Annotated in this window: 26 protein-coding genes; 4 read left to right on the forward strand and 22 right to left on the reverse strand. The window is 56.3% G+C overall.

Annotation, left to right across the window (positions count from 1 at the left end; genetic code table 11):
- Positions 1-21: 21 nt before the first annotated feature.
- The 4 genes from ACFL9S_RS12290 to ACFL9S_RS12305 form a co-directional block, all read right to left on the reverse strand.
- Positions 22-1,449, reverse strand: a complete 1,428-nt coding sequence (locus ACFL9S_RS12290; RefSeq protein ID WP_405262193.1) for a glycoside hydrolase family 1 protein — start codon at positions 1,447-1,449, stop codon at positions 22-24.
- A gap of 65 nt (positions 1,450-1,514) precedes the next feature.
- On the reverse strand, positions 1,515-1,838 hold the full coding sequence (locus tag ACFL9S_RS12295; protein ID WP_405262194.1) for a PTS lactose/cellobiose transporter subunit IIA: 324 nt from the start codon (positions 1,836-1,838) through the stop codon (positions 1,515-1,517).
- A gap of 2 nt (positions 1,839-1,840) precedes the next feature.
- Entirely contained in the window at positions 1,841-3,160 is a 1,320-nt protein-coding gene (locus ACFL9S_RS12300; RefSeq protein WP_405262195.1) for a PTS sugar transporter subunit IIC, read from the reverse strand.
- Positions 3,157-3,480 (reverse strand): PTS sugar transporter subunit IIB, encoded by a 324-nt coding sequence (locus ACFL9S_RS12305; RefSeq protein WP_405262196.1) that lies wholly within the window; start codon positions 3,478-3,480, stop codon positions 3,157-3,159. The genes ACFL9S_RS12300 and ACFL9S_RS12305 overlap by 4 nt, the downstream gene beginning before the upstream one ends.
- Before the next feature lie 334 nt (positions 3,481-3,814).
- Between ACFL9S_RS12305 and ACFL9S_RS12310 the strand changes: the two genes are divergently transcribed.
- On the forward strand, positions 3,815-4,840 hold the full coding sequence (locus tag ACFL9S_RS12310; protein ID WP_405262197.1) for a LacI family DNA-binding transcriptional regulator: 1,026 nt from the start codon (positions 3,815-3,817) through the stop codon (positions 4,838-4,840).
- Positions 4,841-4,923: 83 nt separating this feature from the next.
- Here the strand turns inward: ACFL9S_RS12310 and ACFL9S_RS12315 are convergent, their stop codons facing one another.
- The 11 genes from ACFL9S_RS12315 to gatZ form a co-directional block, all read right to left on the reverse strand.
- Positions 4,924-6,219 (reverse strand): cytosine permease, encoded by a 1,296-nt coding sequence (locus ACFL9S_RS12315; protein ID WP_405262198.1) that lies wholly within the window; start codon positions 6,217-6,219, stop codon positions 4,924-4,926.
- Between the two features lie 21 nt (positions 6,220-6,240).
- Positions 6,241-6,930 (reverse strand): helix-turn-helix transcriptional regulator, encoded by a 690-nt coding sequence (locus tag ACFL9S_RS12320; protein ID WP_405262199.1) that lies wholly within the window; start codon positions 6,928-6,930, stop codon positions 6,241-6,243.
- Between the two features lie 20 nt (positions 6,931-6,950).
- Complete coding sequence (locus tag ACFL9S_RS12325; protein ID WP_405262200.1) at positions 6,951-7,361, reverse strand: GNAT family N-acetyltransferase; 411 nt, start codon at positions 7,359-7,361, stop codon at positions 6,951-6,953.
- A gap of 481 nt (positions 7,362-7,842) precedes the next feature.
- Positions 7,843-8,181: a hypothetical protein gene (locus tag ACFL9S_RS12330; RefSeq protein ID WP_405262201.1), complete on the reverse strand. Its 339-nt coding sequence runs from the start codon at positions 8,179-8,181 to the stop codon at positions 7,843-7,845.
- A 95-nt stretch (positions 8,182-8,276) separates the two neighbouring features.
- The gene (locus tag ACFL9S_RS12335) at positions 8,277-10,409 is read right to left on the reverse strand and encodes a putative bifunctional diguanylate cyclase/phosphodiesterase (RefSeq protein ID WP_405262202.1); all 2,133 of its coding nucleotides are present in this window, start codon (positions 10,407-10,409) and stop codon (positions 8,277-8,279) included.
- Between the two features lie 383 nt (positions 10,410-10,792).
- Positions 10,793-11,647: a tagatose bisphosphate family class II aldolase gene (locus ACFL9S_RS12340; protein WP_405262203.1), complete on the reverse strand. Its 855-nt coding sequence runs from the start codon at positions 11,645-11,647 to the stop codon at positions 10,793-10,795.
- Between the two features lie 15 nt (positions 11,648-11,662).
- Complete coding sequence (gene gatD, locus ACFL9S_RS12345) at positions 11,663-12,712, reverse strand: galactitol-1-phosphate 5-dehydrogenase (RefSeq protein WP_405262204.1); 1,050 nt, start codon at positions 12,710-12,712, stop codon at positions 11,663-11,665.
- 39 nt (positions 12,713-12,751) lie between these two features.
- On the reverse strand, positions 12,752-14,122 hold the full coding sequence (locus ACFL9S_RS12350; RefSeq protein WP_405262205.1) for a galactitol-specific PTS transporter subunit IIC: 1,371 nt from the start codon (positions 14,120-14,122) through the stop codon (positions 12,752-12,754).
- Positions 14,123-14,126: 4 nt separating this feature from the next.
- Positions 14,127-14,411 (reverse strand): PTS galactitol transporter subunit IIB, encoded by a 285-nt coding sequence (gene gatB, locus ACFL9S_RS12355; protein ID WP_405262206.1) that lies wholly within the window; start codon positions 14,409-14,411, stop codon positions 14,127-14,129.
- Positions 14,412-14,447: 36 nt separating this feature from the next.
- Positions 14,448-14,906, reverse strand: a complete 459-nt coding sequence (gatA, locus tag ACFL9S_RS12360; protein WP_405262207.1) for a PTS galactitol transporter subunit IIA — start codon at positions 14,904-14,906, stop codon at positions 14,448-14,450.
- Entirely contained in the window at positions 14,899-16,194 is a 1,296-nt protein-coding gene (gene gatZ / locus ACFL9S_RS12365; RefSeq protein WP_405262208.1) for a tagatose-bisphosphate aldolase subunit GatZ, read from the reverse strand. Before gatZ ends, gatA begins: the two co-directional genes overlap by 8 nt.
- Before the next feature lie 185 nt (positions 16,195-16,379).
- On the opposite strand from gatZ, the gene ACFL9S_RS12370 reads away from it, so the two are divergent.
- Positions 16,380-17,165 (forward strand): DeoR/GlpR family DNA-binding transcription regulator, encoded by a 786-nt coding sequence (locus ACFL9S_RS12370; protein WP_405262209.1) that lies wholly within the window; start codon positions 16,380-16,382, stop codon positions 17,163-17,165.
- A 16-nt stretch (positions 17,166-17,181) separates the two neighbouring features.
- Here the strand turns inward: ACFL9S_RS12370 and ACFL9S_RS12375 are convergent, their stop codons facing one another.
- The 3 genes from ACFL9S_RS12375 to ACFL9S_RS12385 form a co-directional block, all read right to left on the reverse strand.
- Positions 17,182-17,454 carry a type II toxin-antitoxin system RelE/ParE family toxin gene (locus ACFL9S_RS12375; protein WP_405262210.1) on the reverse strand — a complete coding sequence of 91 codons (273 nt, stop codon included), beginning with the start codon at positions 17,452-17,454 and terminating at the stop codon, positions 17,182-17,184.
- A 2-nt stretch (positions 17,455-17,456) separates the two neighbouring features.
- Positions 17,457-17,891, reverse strand: coding sequence for a hypothetical protein (locus ACFL9S_RS12380; RefSeq protein ID WP_405262211.1), 435 nt, complete (start codon positions 17,889-17,891; stop codon positions 17,457-17,459).
- Positions 17,892-17,972: 81 nt separating this feature from the next.
- Positions 17,973-18,440, reverse strand: coding sequence for an Lrp/AsnC family transcriptional regulator (locus ACFL9S_RS12385; protein WP_405262212.1), 468 nt, complete (start codon positions 18,438-18,440; stop codon positions 17,973-17,975).
- Positions 18,441-18,585: 145 nt separating this feature from the next.
- Between ACFL9S_RS12385 and ACFL9S_RS12390 the strand changes: the two genes are divergently transcribed.
- Together ACFL9S_RS12390 and ACFL9S_RS12395 are read left to right on the forward strand one after the other, a co-directional pair.
- Entirely contained in the window at positions 18,586-19,008 is a 423-nt protein-coding gene (locus ACFL9S_RS12390) for a DUF2000 domain-containing protein (protein ID WP_405262213.1), read from the forward strand.
- Positions 19,009-19,016: 8 nt separating this feature from the next.
- Complete coding sequence (locus ACFL9S_RS12395; protein WP_405262214.1) at positions 19,017-19,469, forward strand: acyltransferase; 453 nt, start codon at positions 19,017-19,019, stop codon at positions 19,467-19,469.
- A 115-nt stretch (positions 19,470-19,584) separates the two neighbouring features.
- Here ACFL9S_RS12395 and fecE read toward each other — a convergent pair whose 3' ends face one another.
- The 4 genes from fecE to ACFL9S_RS12415 are packed head-to-tail and all read right to left on the reverse strand — an operon-like array spanning position 19,585 to position 23,211.
- The gene (gene fecE, locus ACFL9S_RS12400) at positions 19,585-20,352 is read right to left on the reverse strand and encodes a Fe(3+) dicitrate ABC transporter ATP-binding protein FecE (RefSeq protein ID WP_405262275.1); all 768 of its coding nucleotides are present in this window, start codon (positions 20,350-20,352) and stop codon (positions 19,585-19,587) included.
- A 2-nt stretch (positions 20,353-20,354) separates the two neighbouring features.
- Entirely contained in the window at positions 20,355-21,317 is a 963-nt protein-coding gene (fecD, locus tag ACFL9S_RS12405) for a Fe(3+) dicitrate ABC transporter permease subunit FecD (RefSeq protein WP_405262215.1), read from the reverse strand.
- Positions 21,314-22,309, reverse strand: coding sequence for an iron-dicitrate ABC transporter permease FecC (fecC, locus tag ACFL9S_RS12410; protein WP_405262216.1), 996 nt, complete (start codon positions 22,307-22,309; stop codon positions 21,314-21,316). The genes fecD and fecC overlap by 4 nt, the downstream gene beginning before the upstream one ends.
- Positions 22,306-23,211 (reverse strand): Fe(3+) dicitrate ABC transporter substrate-binding protein FecB, encoded by a 906-nt coding sequence (locus tag ACFL9S_RS12415; RefSeq protein ID WP_405262217.1) that lies wholly within the window; start codon positions 23,209-23,211, stop codon positions 22,306-22,308. The genes fecC and ACFL9S_RS12415 overlap by 4 nt, the downstream gene beginning before the upstream one ends.
- Positions 23,212-23,254 lie beyond the last annotated feature (43 nt).

Below are 23,254 nucleotides of genomic sequence, written 5' to 3' on the forward strand. Positions count from 1 at the left end.
CCTCACTATTGATGCCGGGATTTAATACTCGATATCTTTATTTAAATTCGCGCCATTGGTCTGGATCACGCGCTGATACCAGCTAAAGCTTTTCTTGCGGTAGCGCGCCAGATCTTTCAGATCGTGCTCGTCACGGTTGACGTAGATAAAGCCGTAACGCTTGCTGATCCCCTGATGCGTACTGACCAGATCGATTGCCGACCACGGGCAGTAACCGAAGACGTCTACGCCATCGCTGATCGCTAACTGGAGCTGCTCCAGATGGTCGCTGAGATAAGCGATGCGGTAGTCGTCATACACTTTATTGCCTGCGGCCAGCTCGTCAAAGGCACCAAGGCCATTTTCAGTGACGATCAGCGGCAGCTGGTAACGATCGTAGATCTCGCGTGCTGTGATGCGGAAGCCAACCGGATCAACATACCAGTTAAACTGATTTTTCTTCAGATGCGGGTTATTGGTGCCGACGTAAACGCTTTTATCGATACCGGCCATCTGCTGGTCAACTTTCTGGTTGCCTTCCCCCTCATCGCTCAGCTCGGCGGCAACGGTGGCGGAGGCATAATAGTTAAAGGCGATAAAGTCCGGTTTCGCCTGCTTCAGCAGCGCCATCTCGGCATCGGTGATCGTTGGCAGCCAGCCTTTTTCCTGCATAAAGCGCCAGGCAATGGTGTTGTAGCGGCCATAACAGGCGAGGTCGAGGTACAGCCAGTTGCGAATGGAGGTGAAGTTATTCGCCGCCAGCACATCTTCCGGTTTGGAACTGGCCGGGTAGACGCAGGAGATATTCGGTGCCGGGCCAATTTTCGCCGCAGGCAGCATCTCGTGGCAGGCGATCATCGCCCGCGCCTGCGCCAGCATCATATGATGGTTCTGCTGATACAGCGTTTTATGCGGGTCCGGGGTGCCTTCGGGCAGCGTACCAATGACATCCCCTTTGAGGATCATCATGTTCTGCTCATTGATGGTCAGCCAGTATTTCACCCGGTCGCCGTACAGCTCAAAGCAGGTGCGGGCAAAGTGCTCAAACGCCGCGATGGTGGCAGGATCGGACCAGCCGCCTTTCTCCTGCAATGCCCACGGCAGATCGAAGTGGTACAGCGTGACCAGCGGCTCAATCCCTTTGTCGGTGAGCGCGGTGATCAGCTTCTGATAGAACTCCACCCCTTTGGCATTGATTTCCCCGGTCCCCTGCGGAAACAGGCGGCTCCAGGAGATGGAAAGACGGTAGGTTTTCAGGCCCAGTTCAGCGAACAGTGCCACATCCTCGGCAAAGCGGTGGTAGTGATCGCTGGTCACGGTGAAGTCTGTCAGGCGCGGATCGAAACGGGCTTTATCAATGACCGATGGCCCTTTACCGTCCTGGTTCGATGCCCCCTCTACCTGATAGGCCGAGGTGGAAGCTCCCCATAAAAAACCGTCAGGGAAGGGCGATAGCTTGCGGTATTGCATCCTGTTCTCCTTGTCTTCTTGAACGGGTCGACCGGAAAAAAAGGTCGACCCCTACGGTGATGCTGTTAACCCTTGTTTTTCAACGTCTGCACTTCACGGTGCAGAATGATGATCTCTTCCGCTAATTCGCGGCAGAGCATGGCGTTCATCAGATGATCCTGCGCATGAACCAGAATCAGGTTCACCGGCACCTTGCCGACACCTTCGTCAGCGCCAATCAGCGCCGTCTGGATCTTATGCGCGGCTCTGGCTGCGGCCGTCGCGGCTGTCAGCTGGGCATCCGCTTCCTGCCAGTCATAAGTCCGTGCCGCACGCAGCGCCTGCATTGAGCAGGAGCGGGCTTCGCCAGCATGAATAATCAGCTCCATGACGGTGGTTTCCATATCCATGATCAGTTCTCCACGGCTTTCAGTTCAGTATCCGACGGGGTCGGCTGCTCCTGCTTCAACAGCTCGCGCTCATACATTTTGAAGAAGGGATAGTAAATCAGCGTTGAGACCACAATCAGCACGCCCACCAGAATCACGGCGCGGAAGTCCCAGCCGGTTGACCAGGCGGCACCAATCGGGCCGGGTGTTGTCCACGGGGCCAGCGAAACGACGTGGTTCACCAGGTCAGTACGCGTGGCGACCCAGGCAATAATGGCATTGACCAGCGGTGCGGTAATAAACGGGATAAACAGCAGCGGGTTCATCACTACCGGGGAACCGAAGATAATCGGCTCATTGATATTGAACATGCTTGGCACCAGGCCCAGCTTACCGATGGAGCGCAGGTGCGCCGAACGGCTGCGCAGGTAGAGGAATACCAGGCCCATCGTGGAACCGGAACCGCCCACCACGATAAAGAACTGCCAGAACGGTTCGATAAAGATTTGTGTGATCGGCTGGCCCGCGTTCAGTTCCTGCTGGTTAATGCCAAGGTTGGTCAGCCAGAACGCCTGCAAGATCCCGCCGACAATCACCGCACCGTGAATACCGGCAAACCACAGCAGGTGACACAGCAGCACGGCAATCAGCACCGCAGGCAGTGAATCAGACGCGGAGATGATTGGCTTGAAGATCGCCATAATCGCCTGCGGCAGCAGCATACCAAACTGATCCTGCACCAGCAGACTGAGGGGGAACAGCGTCAGGAAGATGGCAAGGATCGGGATCAGCAGATCGAACGATTGACGGATTTTCGGCGGAACCTGCTCCGGCAGCTTAAAGCCGATATGGTGCTTTTGCAGGAAGTGCATCAGCTCAGTGGAGTAAAGGCTGACGATAATCGCCGTAAAGATCCCTTCTCCCCCCAGCGATCCCACTGGCAGTGTGCCATTGCTTTGAGGGGCGGCGACCAGCAGAAACGCCATCAGCGACAGGCAGGCAGCCATAAAGCCGTTCATCTTGTAGCTAATAGCGAGGTTGTAGGAGATGGCGGCGGCGATATAGACCGCCATAATGCCCATCGTCATGTTGTACGGCATCATGATTTGCGCGGTATGACGCTCCACCATGCCCAGCCACCACTGGGCAAACGCCCACTGGCTGTCGGCACCAAACGGCGGATGTGCGAACAACAGCATAAACGAACCCACAATCAGGAACGGCATCGAGGAGATAAAGCCATCTTTAATCGCCACCACGTGGCGCTGGCTGGATAGCCTGGCCGCGATCGGGCTGATGCGATTCTCGATCACGCCGAACAGGGACTCGCTGAAGCGACTCATTTGGCGGCCCCGCCGTTCTGGATCATCAACAGGGCTTCCGCAAGGATTTTTTCGCCGTTCATCATGCCGTAGTCCATGGTGTTGATCACGGCAATCGGCTTGTTGAGTTCATCGGCCAGCGGCTTGAAATCCACCAGCTTGTATTTGATTTGCGGGCCGAGCAGGCAGCAGTCGTAATGGGCGATCTGCTCCACATACTCGTCCAGTCCGACCGCATTAATTTCCACGGCAATATTTTTTTCTTTAGCGGCTTTTTCCATACGCTGCACCACCATGCTGGTGGACATACCTGCGGCACAACAGAGTAAGATTTTATTCATGGTTGTTCTCCGGTCTAGGTTTCTTTAATAAATAGCTGAAATTGACCTGTTTCTGCAACCGGTTTCATATTCAATGATTTGTTCTGTGAGCGGGATCGCATCGGTCAGAGACAAAGCAGGTGAAACAGCAAAGTTGTGCTGGTAATAGATATATCGCGATGCATATTGCAGGCAGGTTTAAACCGCTCTTTTCCGCTGAAAAGATGGGCGACCGGTGAGATGAGAACCTGCCAGATGGGGACTAAAGATAATAATTTCATTATGTTACCGTGCAGGTGTGGGCGCACGGTAAAACAGGTTATTATATCAACCAGAACTTAGCTTTCAGGAAGCCATGATGATTACCATGCTGGATGTCGCAAAAAAAGCCGGTGTTTCAAAAGCCACGGTTTCCCGGGTACTGGCAGGAAATAGTTACGTCAGTAAAACCACGCAGGATCGGGTATTTAAAGCGATTGAAGAAACCGGCTATCGGCCTAATTTATTGGCGCGAAATCTGGCGACCAATAAATCACAAAATATCGGACTGGTGGTCACCAATACGTTATATAACGGTCCCTATTTTAGTGAGCTGCTATTCCAGGCGGCAACGGTCACCGAGCAGCATGGTCGCCAGCTGTTGCTGGCAGATGGTAAACATGATGCGCGCCAGGAGCGGCAGGCTATTGAGTTTCTGCTGGATCTGCGTTGCGATGCGATCATTATCTATCCCCGCTTTCTCAATACCGCCGAACTGGATGAGATTATTGAGCAAACCCACAAACCCATTATTGTGGTGAACCGCCAGCTGGAAAAACACCCGCAGCACTGCGTTTTTGCCGCCCATGAACAGAACACCGTTGATGCCGTGAATTATCTGGTGTCCCAGGGGCATCGCGATATTGCCTTTATTTCCGGTTCCGATGGTTCACCGACCGGTATCAGCCGCCTGAACGGTTACCGTGAAGCGCTTCAATCGCACCACATTGCGTTTAACCCGCAGCGGGTGGCACAGGGTAGCTGGACGCTGCAAAGTGGCTATGAAGCCGGGCTGGAGCTGCTGGCAGGGGGGGCTGAGTTTACCGCGCTGGTGGCGAGTAACGATGATATGGCCATCGGTGCCGCAAGGGCGCTGTATGCCGCTGGCAAACGCATTCCGCAGGATGTGTCGTTGCTGAGTTTTGATGATATTCCAATGGCATCATTTTTTGTTCCACCGCTCACTACCGTGCATGTCCCGGTCGGAGAGATGATCCGGCATACGCTGGAAAAACTGGTGCTGATGCTCGACGGGCAGCCCGGCGAACCGCTACCGGCATTCAACGGCCAGCTTATCGTGCGTGAATCGGTGGTGGCAGGGCCTTATCTGGGGCGGACCTGACGCGTTGGCAGCGCCATTATTGGCCCAAAAAGTGATTCAAACGGGGCAGAGGCAATACGCACTCTGCCCCGTTTGAGCTTTTCTTAACGCGACGCCACCACCGCCCGGTTACGTAACGCCAGCGACAACACGTAATAAATCACACACGACACCAGCAACGAGTTAATGGTTGGCACGCCCCACTCGGTCATCAGGCCAATCACACTGCCGACCAGCGTAGCGATAATCGCGATCCAGCCAATGGTGGGTGTTTCGCTGTCCCCAGGCAATTTCCCTTCTGCACGGCTTTTATCCAGCGCGGCACGGTGTGTGCGCAGCAGCAGATAGTCAACCAGCATAATGCCGAGGATCGGAGGGAACACCACGCCCAGCACGGTGAGGAAGTCAACGAAGCGGTCAAGGATACCCAGCACCGAGAGCAGGGTGCCCAGCACGCCAATCACCAGCGTCGTATTCCGGTACTGTAACTTCTTACCGGAGATGCCTTCGACGGCGTTAATCACCCCGAGGGAAGAGGAGTAGAGGTTGAGATCGTTCACGCGCAGAGTGGAAAGGATAACCACCAGCAGCCCAACGCCGCCTGCGACCTGTGACATAATCGTCACGACATCAGCGGTTTGCAGTGTGCGGGCAATCATAATGGCCAGCCCGTTTACGATAAACTCCCCGGCAATAATCGTCAGCAGGGTTACGCCCGCCACATGTTTTGACGAACGTGAATAACGTGTCAGATCCGGTGTCATCAGGCTGGCAACAATGGCCCCGCCAACCACCATGGTGATGGCCGCGCTGATGGTCAGTGGGCTACCGGTGGGCGGCAGGTCAATAATTTGCTGAAGGGTATGACCGGATAACGTCTGGAACGAGATAAATGCCACCAGACAGATGAACAGCGGGACGGCGATACGCGCAGTCACGCGCAGCGCTTTAAACCCAAAGGTCACCAGCACGGTGAGCAGCAGGCCGGAAAGCGTGGCGGCCAGCGGGAACCCCAGCGCGCCACCGAGGGCGAAATTCAATGACTTGGCGAAGATGGCGTTTTGAATACCAAACCAGCCCAGCAGACTGACGGCGACAACCAGGCCAATCAATACCGAGCCGATGCGACCAAAACCGCACCAGCGTGCCAGTAAGCTACCGGAGATGCCTTCTTTCATCCCGGCGTAGCCCAGCCCGAAGGTGACAATACCAAAGATCACGCTCCCGGCCAGAATCGCCAGAAAAGCGGAGGCCAGACTCATCGAGTCCCCCAGTACCGCCCCCAACATAAATTGGTCGAGTGCGGTCAGCATGCCCATATGGACTACAGCAACGCTTAAGAATGAGACACGCTTGTTTTCCGGTACGCGACTGAGTGGGTAGTCTTCAATACGAATCAAGATGGTTTTCCTTAGCAAAAATTAAATAAACTGGATGCCCTTTTCAATCAGACGGTCCGGGATAAAATTGTCCAACCCTGCATGACGGCAATACTCCTCGAACTGGCTCAGGGTATGCACCCCCGCTTTCTGATAGATGTTATAAATCCGGTTCTCTACGGTGCGATGGCTGAGATTATAAATCCGCGCTATCTCTTTGGTAGATAAGCGTTGCAGCATCAAAAAAAGCGTATCCAGTTCGGAGCGGGTAAATACATCGTTATCGACTTCGGTTGTCAGCACCCCGGGTTTTTGCTGAGTAATATATTTCAGCGGTGACATGGTGTTGAGGAGCTTAGCGTTCCATGCAATCCCGATAAAATCCCCGTTTTCGCCATACAGTGGGATTTTTTCACAGACATAGGGCGTTAAGGTTTTCTGCCCGTACCAGTAGTGAGTTTCGATGACGGCAACCCGCCCGTTACATGCCTGAGTGCGACGGTCGTGCTCGATCAGATCGTCTTCACACTCGGCCCATGCGGCGGGGAAATCACTGTCGAATCGGCCTTCAATGGCAAAGTTTTTGGGCGTATTGGTGTATAAATATGCCGCCGTATTCATATACAGGTGTTCTGAATCAGGCGCCTTGATTCCCCAGGGTTCGGATAAATGTTCCATCATAGCAATCAGAGCATTCAGACTTGATCGCGGCTTATCTTCCGGTGATTCCATTTTTCCCCCTGCGGTAGGCTTCAGATCTTCTTAGCCAGATAATGGCGCGTATGCAGGTGCGCATAGTCGCCGAGTTCGCCATAAGCGGAGTAGCCTAACTTCTCGTAAAACCCGACTGCCTGAAAATTGAACGTATCGACGTAAGCCATATGGCAGCCGCGCTGTTTTGCTTCCTGCTCTGCCGCCAGCATCAGGTCACGTCCCACACCTTTGCCTCGACAGTCATCGCTGACCCAGAGATATTGCACTTCCAGACCCCCCCACCAGGTGCGTGCGACCAGGCCTGCAAAAATCTGGTTTTTTTCATCACGCAGCGTGAGAAAAAGAGGGTGGATATCAACCGGTGTTGTTTTCGCATTGTGTTGCCACAGACTATTGATCACAAACGTTTCATCAGCGTCTGCGGGCGTATCAGTTACAGTTATTTTCATTGGCCACATGCTCTCATTATCTGAACAATAATTAATAAGATAAGTTGTATATTACCTTCGCGCAATTATCATTTATTTCCAGGTATAGCAAGAGTGTTTTCTCCCCTTTCCCGGAATGATAAAAATGCTTAAGGTATGAGTCATGGGCGGCGATGTGAATCAGACGATACTAATATCCTGCTGTCCTTCCAGTTTGGCAAGGCAAAAATTCGGCCTCACCAGGGAAATTTCACCATGCAGTCCCTTTTTCAGCGACCCTTATGTGGCGGATGAGAAAGTGAATAAATAAAGAAGTCTGAAGAGGGCACTGAGTGCCACTTCAGTAAATCTTTTTAAAATGATGTTGTTTCAGTAAAAGGCCGCTTCTGAAGTGGCCTTTTTTATTGGATCGCCCCCACAGTGGTTCTGAGCAGGTGGCCGGGGCGGGGAAAACGATGCGGGAAATTATTTAAACGATTAACGGATTAAATGACCGGGTGCATTAGTGCCCGGCGGCGCTCATCACATCAATGCAGCTCGCGACATCTTTTGCCGCCGCGTTTTTCTGCTCCACACTGAGCGCCTGGTACTTCTTAATCGACGATCGTCCCAGCCGATCGTCATAGCTCACCTGCTTCACCGAGTAAGAGCTGTTTTCATTGATAATCACCGTGCGGATTTTATCAGCGAAATCCTGCTCGCTGGTCGGTGTGCCCAGCACATCGACAGCCACGCAGGCCGCCGCGTCATAGTGCGGATCGTGGGCCGGACTTCTGAACATAAACCACCACAGTGACAGTATGGCGGCAGCGAGTACTAACAGCGGGAACAGCTTTTTCATTACATCAACTCAATTCACCCGGAGCGGGCTATCATCAGGGGGCGCATTATACGGAGATATGCACCCGTAGCGATCAAAAAGAAGCCTGACGGCGATCAGCCATGCATTTCGCGCAGCAGCGCGTGCAGCTGTTCCGCTGGCTGCGGTTTGCTGAGCAGAAACCCCTGTAACCGGTCGCAACCTGCCGAGGCCAGCATCAATCGCTGCTCTTCGGTTTCCACCCCTTCTGCGGTCACGGTAATGCCCAGGCTATGACCCAGCTTGATCACCGCTTCAACAATGGTGGTTGAGTTTTCGCGTACCCCCAGCGACTGCGTAAAGGCGCGATCGATTTTAATCGTATCGACCGGGAACTGGACCAGATAGCTCAGGCTGGAATAACCGGTACCGAAATCGTCGAGCGCAATACAGAACCCGGCGGCGCGCAGGGTCTTAATGGTTTTCAGCGCATTCTGTTCATTTTCCAGCAGCACCCCTTCGGTAATTTCCAGTTCGATTTGCTGTGGATTGATCCCGTGGCGCGCCATAATCACCATCAGATTGTCAATAAACCCAGGGGCGAGGAATTGCAGGGGTGAAACATTGACGGCAACGATCAGTTTTGGGCAGGTGAGCGCCAGCTTACAGGCCTGCTCCAGCACCCATTCACCCAAAGCGATAATCAGCCCGGTCTCTTCGGCAATCGGCACAAACTCTGCCGGAGAGATGTTGCCAAGCTGCGGATGGTGCCAGCGCAGTAGCGCTTCGACGGCAATTATTTTTTTGCCGCTAACATCCATAATTGGCTGATACCACTGCATTAATCCCGTCTCGTTTTCCAGCGCCAGATGGAGCTGCTGCGCCAGTCGCTGACGTTTTTGCAAGGCTTCGTCCATTGCGGGAGCAAACAGGCAGTAGCGGCCACGTCCTTCCGCTTTGGCGGCATACAGGGATATATCGGCTTTGCGCATCAGCTCCAGCCGTTCCAGCCCATGTCGTGGCGACAGTGCCACCCCGATACTGACGCCCACCCACAGCGTATGGCCGCGCAGCGTCATGGGTTCGGCGAGCCGTGTAATAATTTTCTGGCACAGTTCTGCCACCTGCTGATCGTCTTCCACATCACCGATCATCACCACAAACTCATCACCGCCAAGACGCCCGACAGCGTCCTGTACCGGCAACAGCGACGACAGCCGTTGACCGATCTCGACGATCAGATCATCCCCCGTATGGTGGCCGTAGGTATCGTTGATCATTTTAAAGCGATCGAGGTCGAGCAGCAGTAGCGCCAGCTTCCCTCCGCTGAGGGGTAAATGATGCAGTCGTTCATTAAGCTGCTCTTCAATCCAGGCGCGGTTGGGCAACCCGGTGAGCACATCATGGCGAGCCAGATGCTGAGCGTGTGCTTCACTGGCGGCCAGTCGGCGCATTGAGCTGGAGAGTTTGAGCGAGGAGTGCCACAGGCGGCGCGTCATAATGATGCACATCAGTGTGATGCTCAAAATGGCCACCGCAATCAGCGGGCCTGTCACCATCAGCATCTGGCTGCCGGGGCGCATGGGTATCCAGGAAACACTGCTGACAGGCACACCGCTTGCCGACGTCAGAAGAAAACCGGCGCTGTTGGACTGCTCTGGCACGCTGGGAGTAAAACGAAAATGGCTGACCACACCGCGATGCTCAAGGAAATCGATAAAGCTGTAATGCAGGTAGCGGATAAACACCAGCCGTCGCCCGGAGTTATCCGGCAAATTACCAATAACGACCTCCGCAACCCGGTCACGCAGGCGGATGAAGTCATTGATAAATGGCGGTGAACCCACCGGAAGCAGCCAGTGCGATAGCGATGGGCTGAGAGCATCAAAGCTGGAAACCGGTACGAGCCTGCCCTCCAGCCAGCTGACCACCGGATGCTGCTCTGCATCCAGAAGATACATTTCATTATCGCCAGCGAGATGAAACAGCCAGCCGCCAAACTCTGCGGGCCTGGCTAACTGTGAAATCAGATCCGGCCCATTCAATAGGTTTTTGTGTTGAAGGGTAAAATCAGCCAGGTGCTGAGCAAAAATGTTTTCAATAACCTGTTGTTGTTTTTCTTGTGCTTTGGCATTGCTTTGCACGGTGACCCAGTATGCAGTAAAGCCGCATCCCAACAGGGAGAACAGCACCACGGCCACGACCGGCGCGACAACGCTACGCATAAACTCACGGCGTAGTTCAGCTACCGTGCTGTATTCGATTTTCATTGATATTCCAGGATGGACGAGTCGTTGCCTCAGGAAATACTGGACCTGTTAAGCGCAAACATTACCTCATTACGTATTATTGGCAAAGTCAAAGACGTTATTAAATATCCCTTTATCTGAAATTCGGGTCAGGGGAGGAGGAATTTTTTATCTCGGGAGTAATACACTTAATGATGAAGGGGTTACCTGTGGTGGAGAGACGCGCCCGGGTTGTTCATTGAATGAACAACCCGTGAATCGTATTAATCAGAAAGCAAGGTTGCCTGGTGTAAATTCTGTGAATGCATTATCTGAGGGGGGATAGCCCAGCACCTCTCGGGTACGGGTCAGATCAAAACGCTTGTCTGTGTACTGCTGGCAAAAACGAAGCGATGGCAGGTGTTTTACAGCCGTCCGGCGCTGCCACAGATGCGGATTTTCTCTGCCACCACCTGCTTCATCGCCGCCTTGCCTGGCGCCATATATTCGCGTGGATCGCTGGCGGTGGGGTGCTCACCAAACCAGGATTTCACCGCGCCGGAGAACGCGATTTTCAGCTCGGTGGCGACGTTCACCTTGCAGATCCCCAGCGCAATGGCTTCACGCAGCATCGCTTCGGGAATACCAGAAGCGCCGTGCAGCACCAGCGGAATATCCACCTGTTCACGGATTGCCGCCAGCCGGGCAAAATCCAGCTTAGGTTCACCCTGATACATCCCGTGCGCTGAGCCAATCGCCACCGCCAGAGAATCAATGCCGGTGCGCATCACATACTCTTTCGCCTTTGCCGGATCGGTAAAGAAGCTGTCCTCTTCATTGACGACCAGGTCATCTTCCTGCCCACCAAGGCGCCCCAGCTCGGCTTCCACGCTGGCATCGTAGCGCTGACATAACGCCACCACCTGCTGTACCCGCTCAATATTCTGCGCGAAGGCAAAGTGAGAGGCGTCAATCATCACCGAACGGATGCCTGCCTGTACTTTATGGCGGATGTCATCGAAGGTTTCGTGATGATCAAGATGCAACGCGATCGGCAGGTCGTACTGGCGTGCGGCATCCTGACAGATAGACACCAGATAATTCAGGCCTGCGTACTGATAGGTTCCCGGCGTCCCGGCCATAATCACCGGGGAACGCAGTTCGGCGGCGGTTTCCGCAATCACCTGAACGGTTTCCAGGTTGTGGATATTAAACGCCGGAACGGCATAGCCCTCGCGCTGGGCTTTTTTCAACATTTCACGATTAGACACTAAATACATAACGCCTCCTGCTGCTTAATCATTCTGAAAATTGAGCATGATCTTGCCGTTCATCGGCTGACCATGAAGGGCGCGGACGGCGCTGGCGTAGGTGTCTGCATCGCCCTGTTCGGCCATCAGCGGGGTCAGTTGAATACGCCCGGCGTTGAACAATGCCACGGCCTGCTGCCACTCTACGCCAGGCCAGGGGCCGGAGTAGTTCATCCAGCTGCCGAGAATGTGCAGCTCTTTGCGCAGGATCAGCCCAAAGGTGCTGCTGCTGAGAGTGAGATCGCGATGCAGCGTGCCGATCAGCGCCAGCTGCGCCTGTGGCCCGGCCAGGGTGATAGCCAGCTCCACCGTTTGCGGGGTGCCTGCAGTTTCGAGGATCAGCTGATCAAAGCGCTGCTCACGCAGCAGGGTCTGCATATCAGCAGCGGTCAGCTCTGCGCTGTTAAACACCCGGTCAGCCCCCAGCTGCTGTGCCAGCGCCAGACGCTGCGGATTGATATCGATGGCGGTGACGCTGCGGGCACCCAGCGCTTTGGCCGCCTGCAACGCCAGCTGGCCGATCGTCCCGGCACCGATAATCAGCACCTCTTTATCCTCACAGCCCCCCGCCAGCTGTATGGCATGCAGGCTGACGGTCAGCGGTTCAAAAAAGGCCCCGGCCAGCGCGGTGGTGCCCGCAGGAAGAAGGAACAGATTATGGCGTGGCAGAACGATAAACTCGCGGTTGCCGCCATCGCTGCGTGAGCCGATAAACTGATAATGTTTACACTGCGACCACAGCTGGCGCTGGCACTCTTCACAGGCAAAGCAGGGCTGCAACGGCACACAGGCGACCCGGTCGCCAGGCTGTAAATCGGTCACCGCGCTGCCGCAGGCGGTGACCCGGCCGCTGAACTCATGGCCGAGGATAATCGGGTAAAAGTGCGCTCCTTCGTGGAAGATGCGCGGAATATCGGAGCCGCACAGCCCGGCACACTCCACCTGGACCAGCACCTGATCGGGCTGTACGAGATGAGGCAACGGTCTTTCTTCAACCGTAACGCTGCCTCCGGCGTGTATGACGACAGATTTCATGGTAGATACTCCGGTAACGCGGGGTTAACCCCCCGCGAGTTATTTCGACAGTGCGGTGAGGTCAGCCGCTTCAGGCGCGGGGATTGCCTGACGTGCGCGCCGCCAGGTCAGGAACACGCCGATGGCATAGACCGAGCCAATCGCCAGCAGCGCCGCGACGTTTTGCCAGGTCAGTAGCTGGATGAACAGATAAGTGATCGGTGAGCCGCCCTGGTCCATCGAGGCCACCATGCCGCCGGGGGTTTTCAACGCACCGGCATTGGCTGCCAGCTGGCTGTGCAGGCCAATGGTTTGCGTGGCAATCCATAGCGTGATGCTCATGATGATCACGCCGGAGATCAGTGTGCGGAACAGGTTGCCCTGGTGTACCGCCACCGCCATGGCAACAAAGAAACCGATGGTTGCGAGGTCGCCAAACGGCAGCACTTTGTTACCCGGCAGCAGTACCGCGACCAGGATCGTCAGTGGGATAAAGATCAGGCTGGCAGACACCACGGCGGTATGGCCGAGCAGCAGGGCAGGATCGAGACCAATCAGGAACTCCTGGCCGCCAAATGTCGCCTGTAGCCGCTTGCGTGCATGTCGGGCAATCGGCGTCAGGCCGTCCATGATCGGTTTGATCACGCGCGGCATCAGCAGCATCACCGCTGCGGTTTTCACCGCCAGTTGCAGAATATCTTTCACATCGTAGGAGGCCAGCATGCCGATAATCAGCCCCATGATAAAGCCCACCGTGACCGGTTCACCGAAGGCACCAAAACGCTTCTGAACATCGTCGGCACTGAAGTGGATCTTGCGCAGGCCGGGGATCTTTTCGATCACCGCATCCACCAGCACGGCAAAGGGACCCATATACGCGGACGTGCCGTGTGGAATGGCAATCCCGTCCAGACCAAAGAAGTCACGCGTATCGCGGGCAAACCAGTCGCCCAGCTTGTAGACGAACGCGGCATGCACCACCACACCCAGAATGCCCAGCCAGTAAGATCCTGTCGCCAGATGCACCAGCGCACCGGTAAAGGTCATATGCCAGATATTCCAGATATCGACGTTCACCACGCGCGTCATGCGGGTGACCAGCATCAGGATATTCACCCCGATGGCGATTGGGATCGCGACCAGCGCAATCTGTGACGCCCAGGTCATGGGGGACGATCCTGGCCAGCCCACGTCCACCACCTCCAGACCGATCTGGAAATGTTCAGCCATCGCTTTTGCGGCCGGGCCAATGGAGTCCAGCATCAGGCCAATCACCAGCCCGATACCGACAAAGCCAATGCCGATATGCAGCCCGGATTTAAACGCATCCCCCAGCTTCATGCCCAGCCCGACCGAGAAGATGATGATCACCAGCGGCAGCATCACCGTGGGACCAAGGTCGAGGATGTAACGCATAATGTCAGTAAACATAAAATTACCCCTGCAACAGCATCAGGATTTTTTGCCGAAGCGCGTCAATGCCCACGCCGGAAACGAAAGGCATCCCGTGTACCACCGGGATATCACCGAACGGGCGATCCACGCGTGCGGTGGTGCAGATCAGGTCGGCATCGTCCATATAGGTTTCGATCTCGGTGACGCGGCACTGCACCAGGTCAAGGGTGATGCCATGCTCTTCGCACAGCTCTTTGATCTCTTCTGCTGCCAGAGTGGAGGTCGCGACGGCACCGCCGCAGGCAACGATAATTTTTCTTTTCACAGGTCACTCCTGTTGTAGGGTCAGGTAAGACAAAGGTCAGGCCGCCGTCGCCAGCAGCTGCCGGTTAAAACAGGCGGCAATCTCGGCTTCCGGGACGTTAAGTAAAGTTTCAATAAATTCCGGCTGTTGCAGCTGGCTGAACAGCGCCCGCAGCAGCGTCAACTGCTGCTGCGGATGGGTGACCACCAGCGCGATAATCAGCGTAGCGGCCACTTTTCCGTCGTCATCGGCCTGGTCAAATTCGACCGGGTTATCAGGGCGGATCAGGTAAATAGCCGGTTCAACCGCATGGTTGGCTTCACAGTGTGGGATCGCCACCGCATGACTTTCCAGCGCTATGCCGGTGGGGTAGCTGTGTTCCCGTTCCAGCAGTGCCGCCGGGTAGCTTGGTAGCACCACACCTTCGGCCAGCATCCGTTCGCCGATATGCGTCAGCGCCTGGTGAGCATTGTCGAAATGCACGCCTGAAGTGACGAACAAACGATAATCATGCATGGCTGACTCCCTTCTGTGGCTGTGATTGACGTTCACAGCCAAAGGCATAGTCGCGCAGGACATCCTGAATTTTGTCGATGATTAATCCGGTCGGTGTCGGGGAGAGTTCGCCGCACAGTACGCGGGTAAACTGCTGCGGCAGATACTGACTGAGCAGGCCCAACGGGATCGCGGTGGTTGCCAGGTTGTCCATCAGCTGGCTGAAGGCACGATGAATACGTGGATGCGGCCAGTAATAACGGATGCGGTCAGACAGGCTGAAATGAATATCCACCAGCGACTCACTGAATACCGGGCGGTAGTACTTCTTCCAGTAGCCAGGCTCGTTAAGCATCACCTGGTCGATCACAGCCAGGATCTGGCTCTGCTGTTCCGGGGCGATCAGCACCTGCTCAATAGCGGCCAGGGCGAATACCGCCTCACGCAGGGCAAAGGTCAGCGCGGGGCCGACTTTCAGAATGGCAAAGTGGTCCAGCACCAGAGCACGATAGGCGCTGCGGGTCTGGTAGTCCGTTGAGTGGGCTTCATACACCAGCGGCGTGGTGGCAATGTAGTTGCGCAGCCCCTGCGCCAGGTCGGGCTGATAGTGCACCACGCTGCTGTGATCGAACTCGACGCCTGGCTGCACCACAATGGCAATGATCCGACCGATAGCCTCTTCCAGCCCGGCGGCGCGGAAGGCCTGATGATGCAGCTCAATGGTGGCCGCCGCATCGGCCACGCGGGTGATATGCACCGTGCTGATCGCGCTGGCTTCGCCACCTGGCACGGGGACTTCTGTGCCAATCACATAGGTCAGTGCGGCTTTCTGCTGGGGCGTTGCGCTGCTTTCGGCAATGCGGCATAACTCAGCGGCACGCTGCGCCACGGTTTCTGGTGGTAACGGGTTGGGATCGTCGGCGCAGGACATGGATGCATCAAGGTGGATCTTACTGAACCCCGCCTGCACATAAGCGGCGATCAGATCCCGGGATTTTGCCATCGCCTGTTCTGCGGGTTCCTGCTGCCAGCAGTTTGGCCCCAGATGATCGCCGCCGAGGATCAGGCGCTGGCACGGGAACCCGACCTGGTCGGCAATCGCCAGCACGTAATCGCGAAAGGCCTCCGGCGTCATGCCGGTGTAGCCGCCAAACTGATTGACCTGATTGGATGTGGCTTCGATCAGTACCGCACGGTCGCTGTGCAGATCCAGCCTCAGTGCGGCTTCGATCACTAACGGGTGTGCAGAACAGACGGAGCAGATGCCGATCTGTGGATCTTGCTGGTGTTGTTCAATGATCTTTTTCATATACCCTCCGGTTGACTGCGCAAACAATCGTTTGTTTTCGAATTGGACGCAATTGGCTTCCTGTTCTTTTGTGATCGGAGTCATAATCTTTTCGTATTCTTTCGTTGTCTTTCTTTGTCTTTATTGTCTTTTACTTTCTAATGCTTCCGTTTAAGCTTTCGCCGGTCATCATTTCAGGAGCCGTTATGAATACGTTTGAACGCCGGAGGAAGATTGTTGAGCTGGTCAATGCTCAGGGAAGCCTGTTGGTTAACGATATTTCGGGGAAGCTAGGCGTGACCGAAGTGACCATCCGTGCAGATTTACGGCTGCTGGAAGAGAGAGGGTTACTGACGCGTTTTCACGGCGGTGCCGCCCGCGTCAGCAGCGCGCTTCAGGAGCCTGAAGCCGTGCAGTATCATGCGGAAGTCAGCCTGACGGATCGCTATCAGCTGGCCTCCTGGCCGAAAAAGCGCATTGCCATTGCGGCCGCAGGTCTGGTGCAGGAGGGCGATACGCTGATCCTCGACAGTGGCAGCACCACCAAACTGATCGCCGAGGAGCTGGTGGCCTTCAGCAATATCACGGTGATCACCAACAATCTGCCCGCCGCTTTTATCCTGGCGGAAAACAAAGATATTACGCTGGTGGTGTGCGGCGGCACGCTGCGACATAAAACCATTTCGCTGCACGGTTCCATTGCGGAATATGCCCTGCGCGACGTCTCAGCCAATCTGATGTTTGTCGGGGCCGACGGTCTGGACCCGGATAGCGGCATCACCACGTTTAACGAAGGGTTTGCCATCAGCAGCGTGATGGCGGCAGCAGCGCATAAAGTGGTGGTGGTGACTGACGCCAGTAAGTTTGGCCGCAAAGGCTTTAACCAGGTTCTGCCGCTGGAAAAAATTGACACGATTATTACCGACGATGCCGCCCCGTCAGAGGTGCTGGATCAGCTGATCGGCAAAGGGAAGACGGTGATGGTGGTGTAGGTGAGAATGGCGGCGGTTATGGCCATTGCCGGGCAGTGTGCAGGATACGCAGTATTTTCAGGCTATAACTATCGACCTGATAAATCATGACATAATGGGGATGAACCACCGCCTCATGAGTGCCGGGCACTCGCCCCATGTTGTACATGTCCGGGTGACGACATGCTGATTCTGCGATAATTTCAAAGCGATCATCCAGTTCAACGGCGGCCAGCGGGTTGTCTTTGGCAATATAATCCATGATGGTCTCCCTGTCCTTCAGGGCAAGTGGCTTCCATACCAGTTTCATGATTATTCCTTAAGCAGAGCGCGCTTCCTCGCGGCAAAAATTTCCCGGGCTTGCTGATGATCAAGGGAAGGACTGTCATCATTCTGTGAAATCAAAACCTGTTCACTGAACCACTGCTCATACGCTGCGGCTTCATGGGCGCGTTTAAGCGCCACAGAACGATCGGGCCGCGTACCCGTTGGACCTATTTGTGGGTCAAAGCCTGAAGAGTCAATATCAAAGCGTTCGATGCCCAGGTCTTTCAAATAGATAACCAATGACTCCAGTCGTTTAAACAGACGCGTCTGGCGGCTGCGTTGCGTAGTCAGTTGGCTCTCTATGCGTCCATAGCGGATCAACAATATCCAGCCTCCATGCTGAGCCACCACCTGGACGGAGTTGATTGCACCGGCTTCTGCCAACTTATTGAACGTGGCGTGATCGATTGTTTCGTTCATCGTTATGCACCTTAATTCTTGTGCGCAAATAATAATCGAATTATACGCAATTAACTGTTAATCGCAATTCTGCCGGGGTATTTACCCGGCTTTAATCGGATAACTCACCAGCGGTTTGATCTCTTTCAGCACAAACATACTCTGCATCTCTTTGATGCCCGGCAGGCGGCGGATCACCTTCATGGCAAAGTCGGCGTAGGCATCCAGATCCTGCGCCACCACCTGTAACAGAAAGTCTGCGTCGCCGCCGATGCTGTAGCAGGCCACCACATCCTCCAGCGCCGTGACTTCCTGCTCAAATTTGCGCGCTTCGGCTTCGCTGTGGCTGTCGATCGATACGCGGACAAACACCATCACTCCCAGGCCAATTTTCTTGCGATTCAGCACGGCACGGTAGCCCTGAATCACCTCATCCTCTTCCAGCTTGCGCACCTTACGCCAGCACGGCGAGGCCGACATCCCGATATGATCGGCCAGCGTCTGATTGGTGATGCGCGCATCGTTTTGCAGCAGCGCCAGAATTTTCATATCGATTGTGTTTAAGGTCATCAGGTCCGGTTCTTCTCATATTGATATTACATTGGGTTAATTTTGCCCTTTTTAAGCCATTTTACAACAAATTGAGACAACCTTTTCCCGCCGTGCTGCGCAATAATATTCGCCTGATTATTGTGACTGACACCAGGAAATTCCGATGAAATTTGACGCCACGCAGCACCGTTGTACGATTATTATCGACAATCAACTCAGCCCAGGACTGGCGATGAATGCTGCCAGCGTGATTGGCATCAGCTTTGGCCGCACGGTCGACAACCTGGTGGGGCCGGACCTGCAAAGCAGCGATGCGGTGAACTATCCGGGGGTGATTTATGCCCCGTTGCCGGTGCTGCTGTCAGAGGGCAGTTATGTGCAGCAGCTACTGGCTATCGCCGCTCAGGATGATGATATCTATGCCATGCCGTTCAGCGCGCTGGCACAGTCGTGCCGCACGTATGAAGAGTACGGGGAACGTATTTCCACGGTCAGCAGCCCGCAGATTGAGCTGGTCGCGATTGGCTTAATCGGGCCAAAAAAGAAGATCACGCAACTGACGGGGAATCTGGCGCTGTATAAATAGAGGATGCAATGAAGATTATCGACAGTGAGATTCGCAACGTGGTCAGCGGGCAAAATGTCCGGGTGATGACCCCGGCAAATATCTATGAATGCGTGTTGCAGGATGATGTGTTTGTGGGGCCTTTTGTCGAGATCCAGAAAGGGTGCGTGATTGGGCGCGGCAGTCGTATTCAGTCACACACGTTTATCTGTGAGAACGTCACGCTGGGCGATCACTGTTTTATCGGGCATAACGTCACTTTTGCCAACGATCTGTTTCACAGCGGTAAACCGGATGCGGATGCGCAAAACTGGCTGCGTATCACGCTCGGTGACCATGTTGCCGTGGGCAGCGGCACGACCATCCTGACGGAAACGATATGCAGCGGAGTGGTGATTGGTGCGGGCAGTGTGGTGGTGAAACCGGTGACTGTGAAGGGGATCTATGCCGGGAATCCCGCCCGGCTGATCAGGACGCTGTGATCGTTGATGGCTTAAAAACCATGACGATCTGTTGCAGGGGGCGATCATTTTTTCCGATCGACCCTGCGGATGGCCTGCACGATGGCTCAGTGCCTGCACACCGAGCATGCCGTTATCACCGCACCACGCTTGTCGGCCTGCCCGATACCGGGTCGGGATAAATCTGCGCATCAATACTGAACACCGTGCGCAGCAACGCGGGCGTCATCACCTGCTCCGGGCTGCCGCTGGCGACAATCTTCCCGGCGGACATCAGCACCAGATGATCGCAGTAGCGGCTGGCCTGATTGAGATCGTGCAGCACGGCTACCACCGTTTTTCCCTGCTGCTGCTGGCGTCGCAGCAGCGCCATCAGCTCTACCTGGTGATGAATATCAAGGTAGGTCGTGGGTTCATCCAGCAGCAGCAGCGGCGTATCCTGCGCCAGCGTCAGGGCGAGAAACACCCGCTGGCGTTGACCACCGGACAGCTCCGTCACTTTCTTACTAGCCAGATCGCTGATCTGCGCCTCGTCCATCGCGGCAGCAATCAGCTGACGGTCGGCCGCTCCAGGGCGGCCAAACAGATTCAGCCATGGGCTGCGGCCGTAACCCACCAGCTCCTGCACGCTGATCCCTTCCGGGGCAATATGCTGTTGCGGCAGCAGTGCCAGCCGCTGCCCAAGCTGACGGGCGCTGAAATCCCTCAGCGGCGTATCATTCAGACGAATATCGCCGGATTGTGGGGCTAACAGACGTGAAAAACAGCGTAACAGCGTGGATTTCCCACCGCCGTTAGGACCCAGTAGTGCGGTGATTTTCCCGGCAGGCAGCGCCAGAGAAATATCATGCAGGACGGGCGTGCTGCCGTAACCCGCGTTCAGCCGTTGAGCGGTTAACTGCATCATCAGCGAGTCCTCATTAACAGCCAGAAAAAGTAGGGCGCACCAATAATCGCCGTCAGCACCCCGGCGGGCAGCTCCAGCGGCGCGTGCAGCGTGCGGGCCAGCAGGTCAGCCAGCAGCAATAACAGCGCGCCTGTCAGCATGGAGGCTGGCAGCAGCCAGTGATGGCGCCCACCCACCAGCCGCCGCGTTAAATGCGGGGCCACCAGCCCGATAAAACTGATCGGGCCGCACAGCGCTACGCCAATAGCCGCCAGCGCCAGGGCCAGCAGCAGCGCCCGGCGTGGCGTGGCGGGCAGGGCAACGCCAAGGGTGTGCGCCTGATCTTCACCCAGCGCCAGCAGATCGAGATCGCGGCACAGCAACAGGCTCAGTGGCAGCAGCAACAGCAGCCACGGCAGGGCAACCCAGACAAACGGCCAGCCGCGCCCCCACAAACTTCCGGTCAGCCACAGCAGCGCCTGGTTGATCTCCAGCGGGCGTGACAACATCAGATAGTCGGTGACGCTGGCATACAGCGCGGTTAGCGCCACGCCAAGCAGCGCCAGCCGCAGCGGTGCGCTGTTACCCGCCAGCATCCGCAGCAGCACAAAGGCCAGCAATCCCCCGGCAAACGCCACCGGCGGCAGCCACAGTACCGACAAGGCCGGGAACAGCATCAGCGCGGCTACCGAACACAACCCGGCGGCATGATTGACCCCGAGGATCTCCGGCGAGGCCAGCGGATTACGGATCACCCCCTGCACCAGCACCCCGGACACCGCCAGTGCCGCACCGACCAGCAACGCCAGCAGGGTTCGCGGCAGACGATACTCCATCAGCGCGAAGTGGTGGGGATCGGCTGGGTTCAGCGCCTGGCGCAGCGCGCTGAAGCTCAGGGTTTCACTGCCGAAACGCAGTGACAGCAGCATGGTCAGTAGCACCAGAGCCAGCAGCAGCGATAGCGTTATGCGTGGCGATCTCATGTGCGCCTCCGTACCAGCCAGACAAAGAACGGCGCACCGATCAGCGCCAGCACCGCACCGGCAGGCATTTCAGCCGGGAACGCCAGCCCGCGTGCCAGCACATCGGCCAGCAGCATCAGCAGCGCACCCAGCAGCATGGCCGCAGGCAGCATCACGCGCAGATCGTGACCGATCCACGCCCGCGCCATATGCGGCACCAGCAGGCCCAGAAAGGCCACCGGCCCGGCCACGCTGACACAGCTGCCCACCAGCAGGACCACGACAACATTCACCAGCAGTCGCAGCCGACCGAGGTTCACGCCGAGCGTGCGGGCGCTGTCATCACTGACGCGCAGCAGATTGAGGCGTGCGGCCAGCAGCCACGCCATAGGTGCGAGCAGTAAAACGAAGGGAGACAGCTGCCAGAATTCACGCCAGCGCACGTGAGAAACACCGCCAGCCAGCCAGTGCAGAATGCCGTATGCATGATCTTCCGCCAGCAGCAGCGTGGCTTTGGTCAGTGCGGCGCACAATGCGGACACCGTCACCCCGGCAAGGATCAACCGACTGCGGTCGCCCGCCTGCTGCCAGCCTCTGCCCAGCAGCATCACCATGCCCCAGCTCACCCCGCCACCGCAGGCGGCCAGCAGCGCAATGCTGTACCCGGCCACCCACGCGGGATTGAACGCGCTCGCCAGCACCATCGCCAGCGAAGCCCCGGCATTGATACCGAGCAGGGAAGGGGAGGCCAGCGGATTGCGCGTCAGCGTCTGTAACAGGCTGCCCGCCAGCGCCAGACTGGCCCCCAGCAGCATCGCCACCAGGCTGCGCGGCAGGCGCAGATTCAGCACCAGAGCCTGGGGCAGCGTGGTGCTCTGGCCCGGCAGCAACGCACGTAACGCGGCCAGCGGGCTGATGGGCACCGCGGACCAGCAAAACAGCGACAGCCAGAATGCCGCCGCCAGCAGGATCAGCGGCAGCCCCCAGGCCAGTAGCGGTTTGCCCTGCATCATTGCGGCACGGTCACCGACTGATGATGAAGAATAGCAACCAGATCGCGGGCGATATGTTCAGCGGCAAACAGCCCGCGCATGCGCGCCCAGACATTGCTGTCGACGGCGGCCACCTGGTTGTGCTGCGCGGCTTTCAGCACCTGCCACAGCGGGTCCTGCTGCCAGTCGCGCACGATGCTCTGCTGACGGTAGTGGGCGACAATCAGCCAGTCAGGATCCATCGCCAGCAGCTGTTCGAGGTTAATACTCGCCAGCGCCACCTGGTTGACCGGGGCCGGAACCTTCATCCCCAGCGCGGTGAGCACGCTGCCGGTATACGAGTCGCTGCTGTGCAGGTTGAACTGCTGCTCGCGCGAGGTGCCAAACACCAGCGTCAGGTTCTTTGGCAGCTCAGCGGCAAACGCCTGCATACGCTGGTGATGCTGCGCCAGTCGCTGTTGCATGTCGGCTTCTTTACCCAATACTTTGCCAATGATCGCCGCTGATTGCAGATTCTCAGCATAAGTTTCATTACGTGATTTTAGCATCAGGGTCGGCGCAATGGTCTTTAACTGGCCGAGAATGCCGCCGTGACGGGCAGCATCGGCAATAATCAGATCCGGCTTGAGTGCAGCAATCACTTCCAGGCTGGGCTGGCCGCGTGTACCGACGGATTTCCACGGCTGAATCTGTGAACGCACTTCCGGCAGAATGCGCGCCGGATCGTTATCATCCGCCACGCCAACCGGGCTGACGCCGACGGCCGCCAGCGCATCAACAAAGGACAGCTCCAGCACCACCACGCGCTGCGGCGTGTTATCGAGGGTAAACGCGCCGTTGCTGTCCTGAACGGTCACCGCCTGAGCGGCGGGCGTGATCAACATCAGGGCGCTGAACAGGGAGAGGATTAGTCGTGTAAGCATGTTATTTCCTGAGAATGTCGCTGTGATAACGGGATAACCGGGC

This window comes from Erwinia sp. AnSW2-5, assembly GCF_045107195.1.
Lineage (GTDB): Bacteria > Pseudomonadota > Gammaproteobacteria > Enterobacterales > Enterobacteriaceae > Erwinia.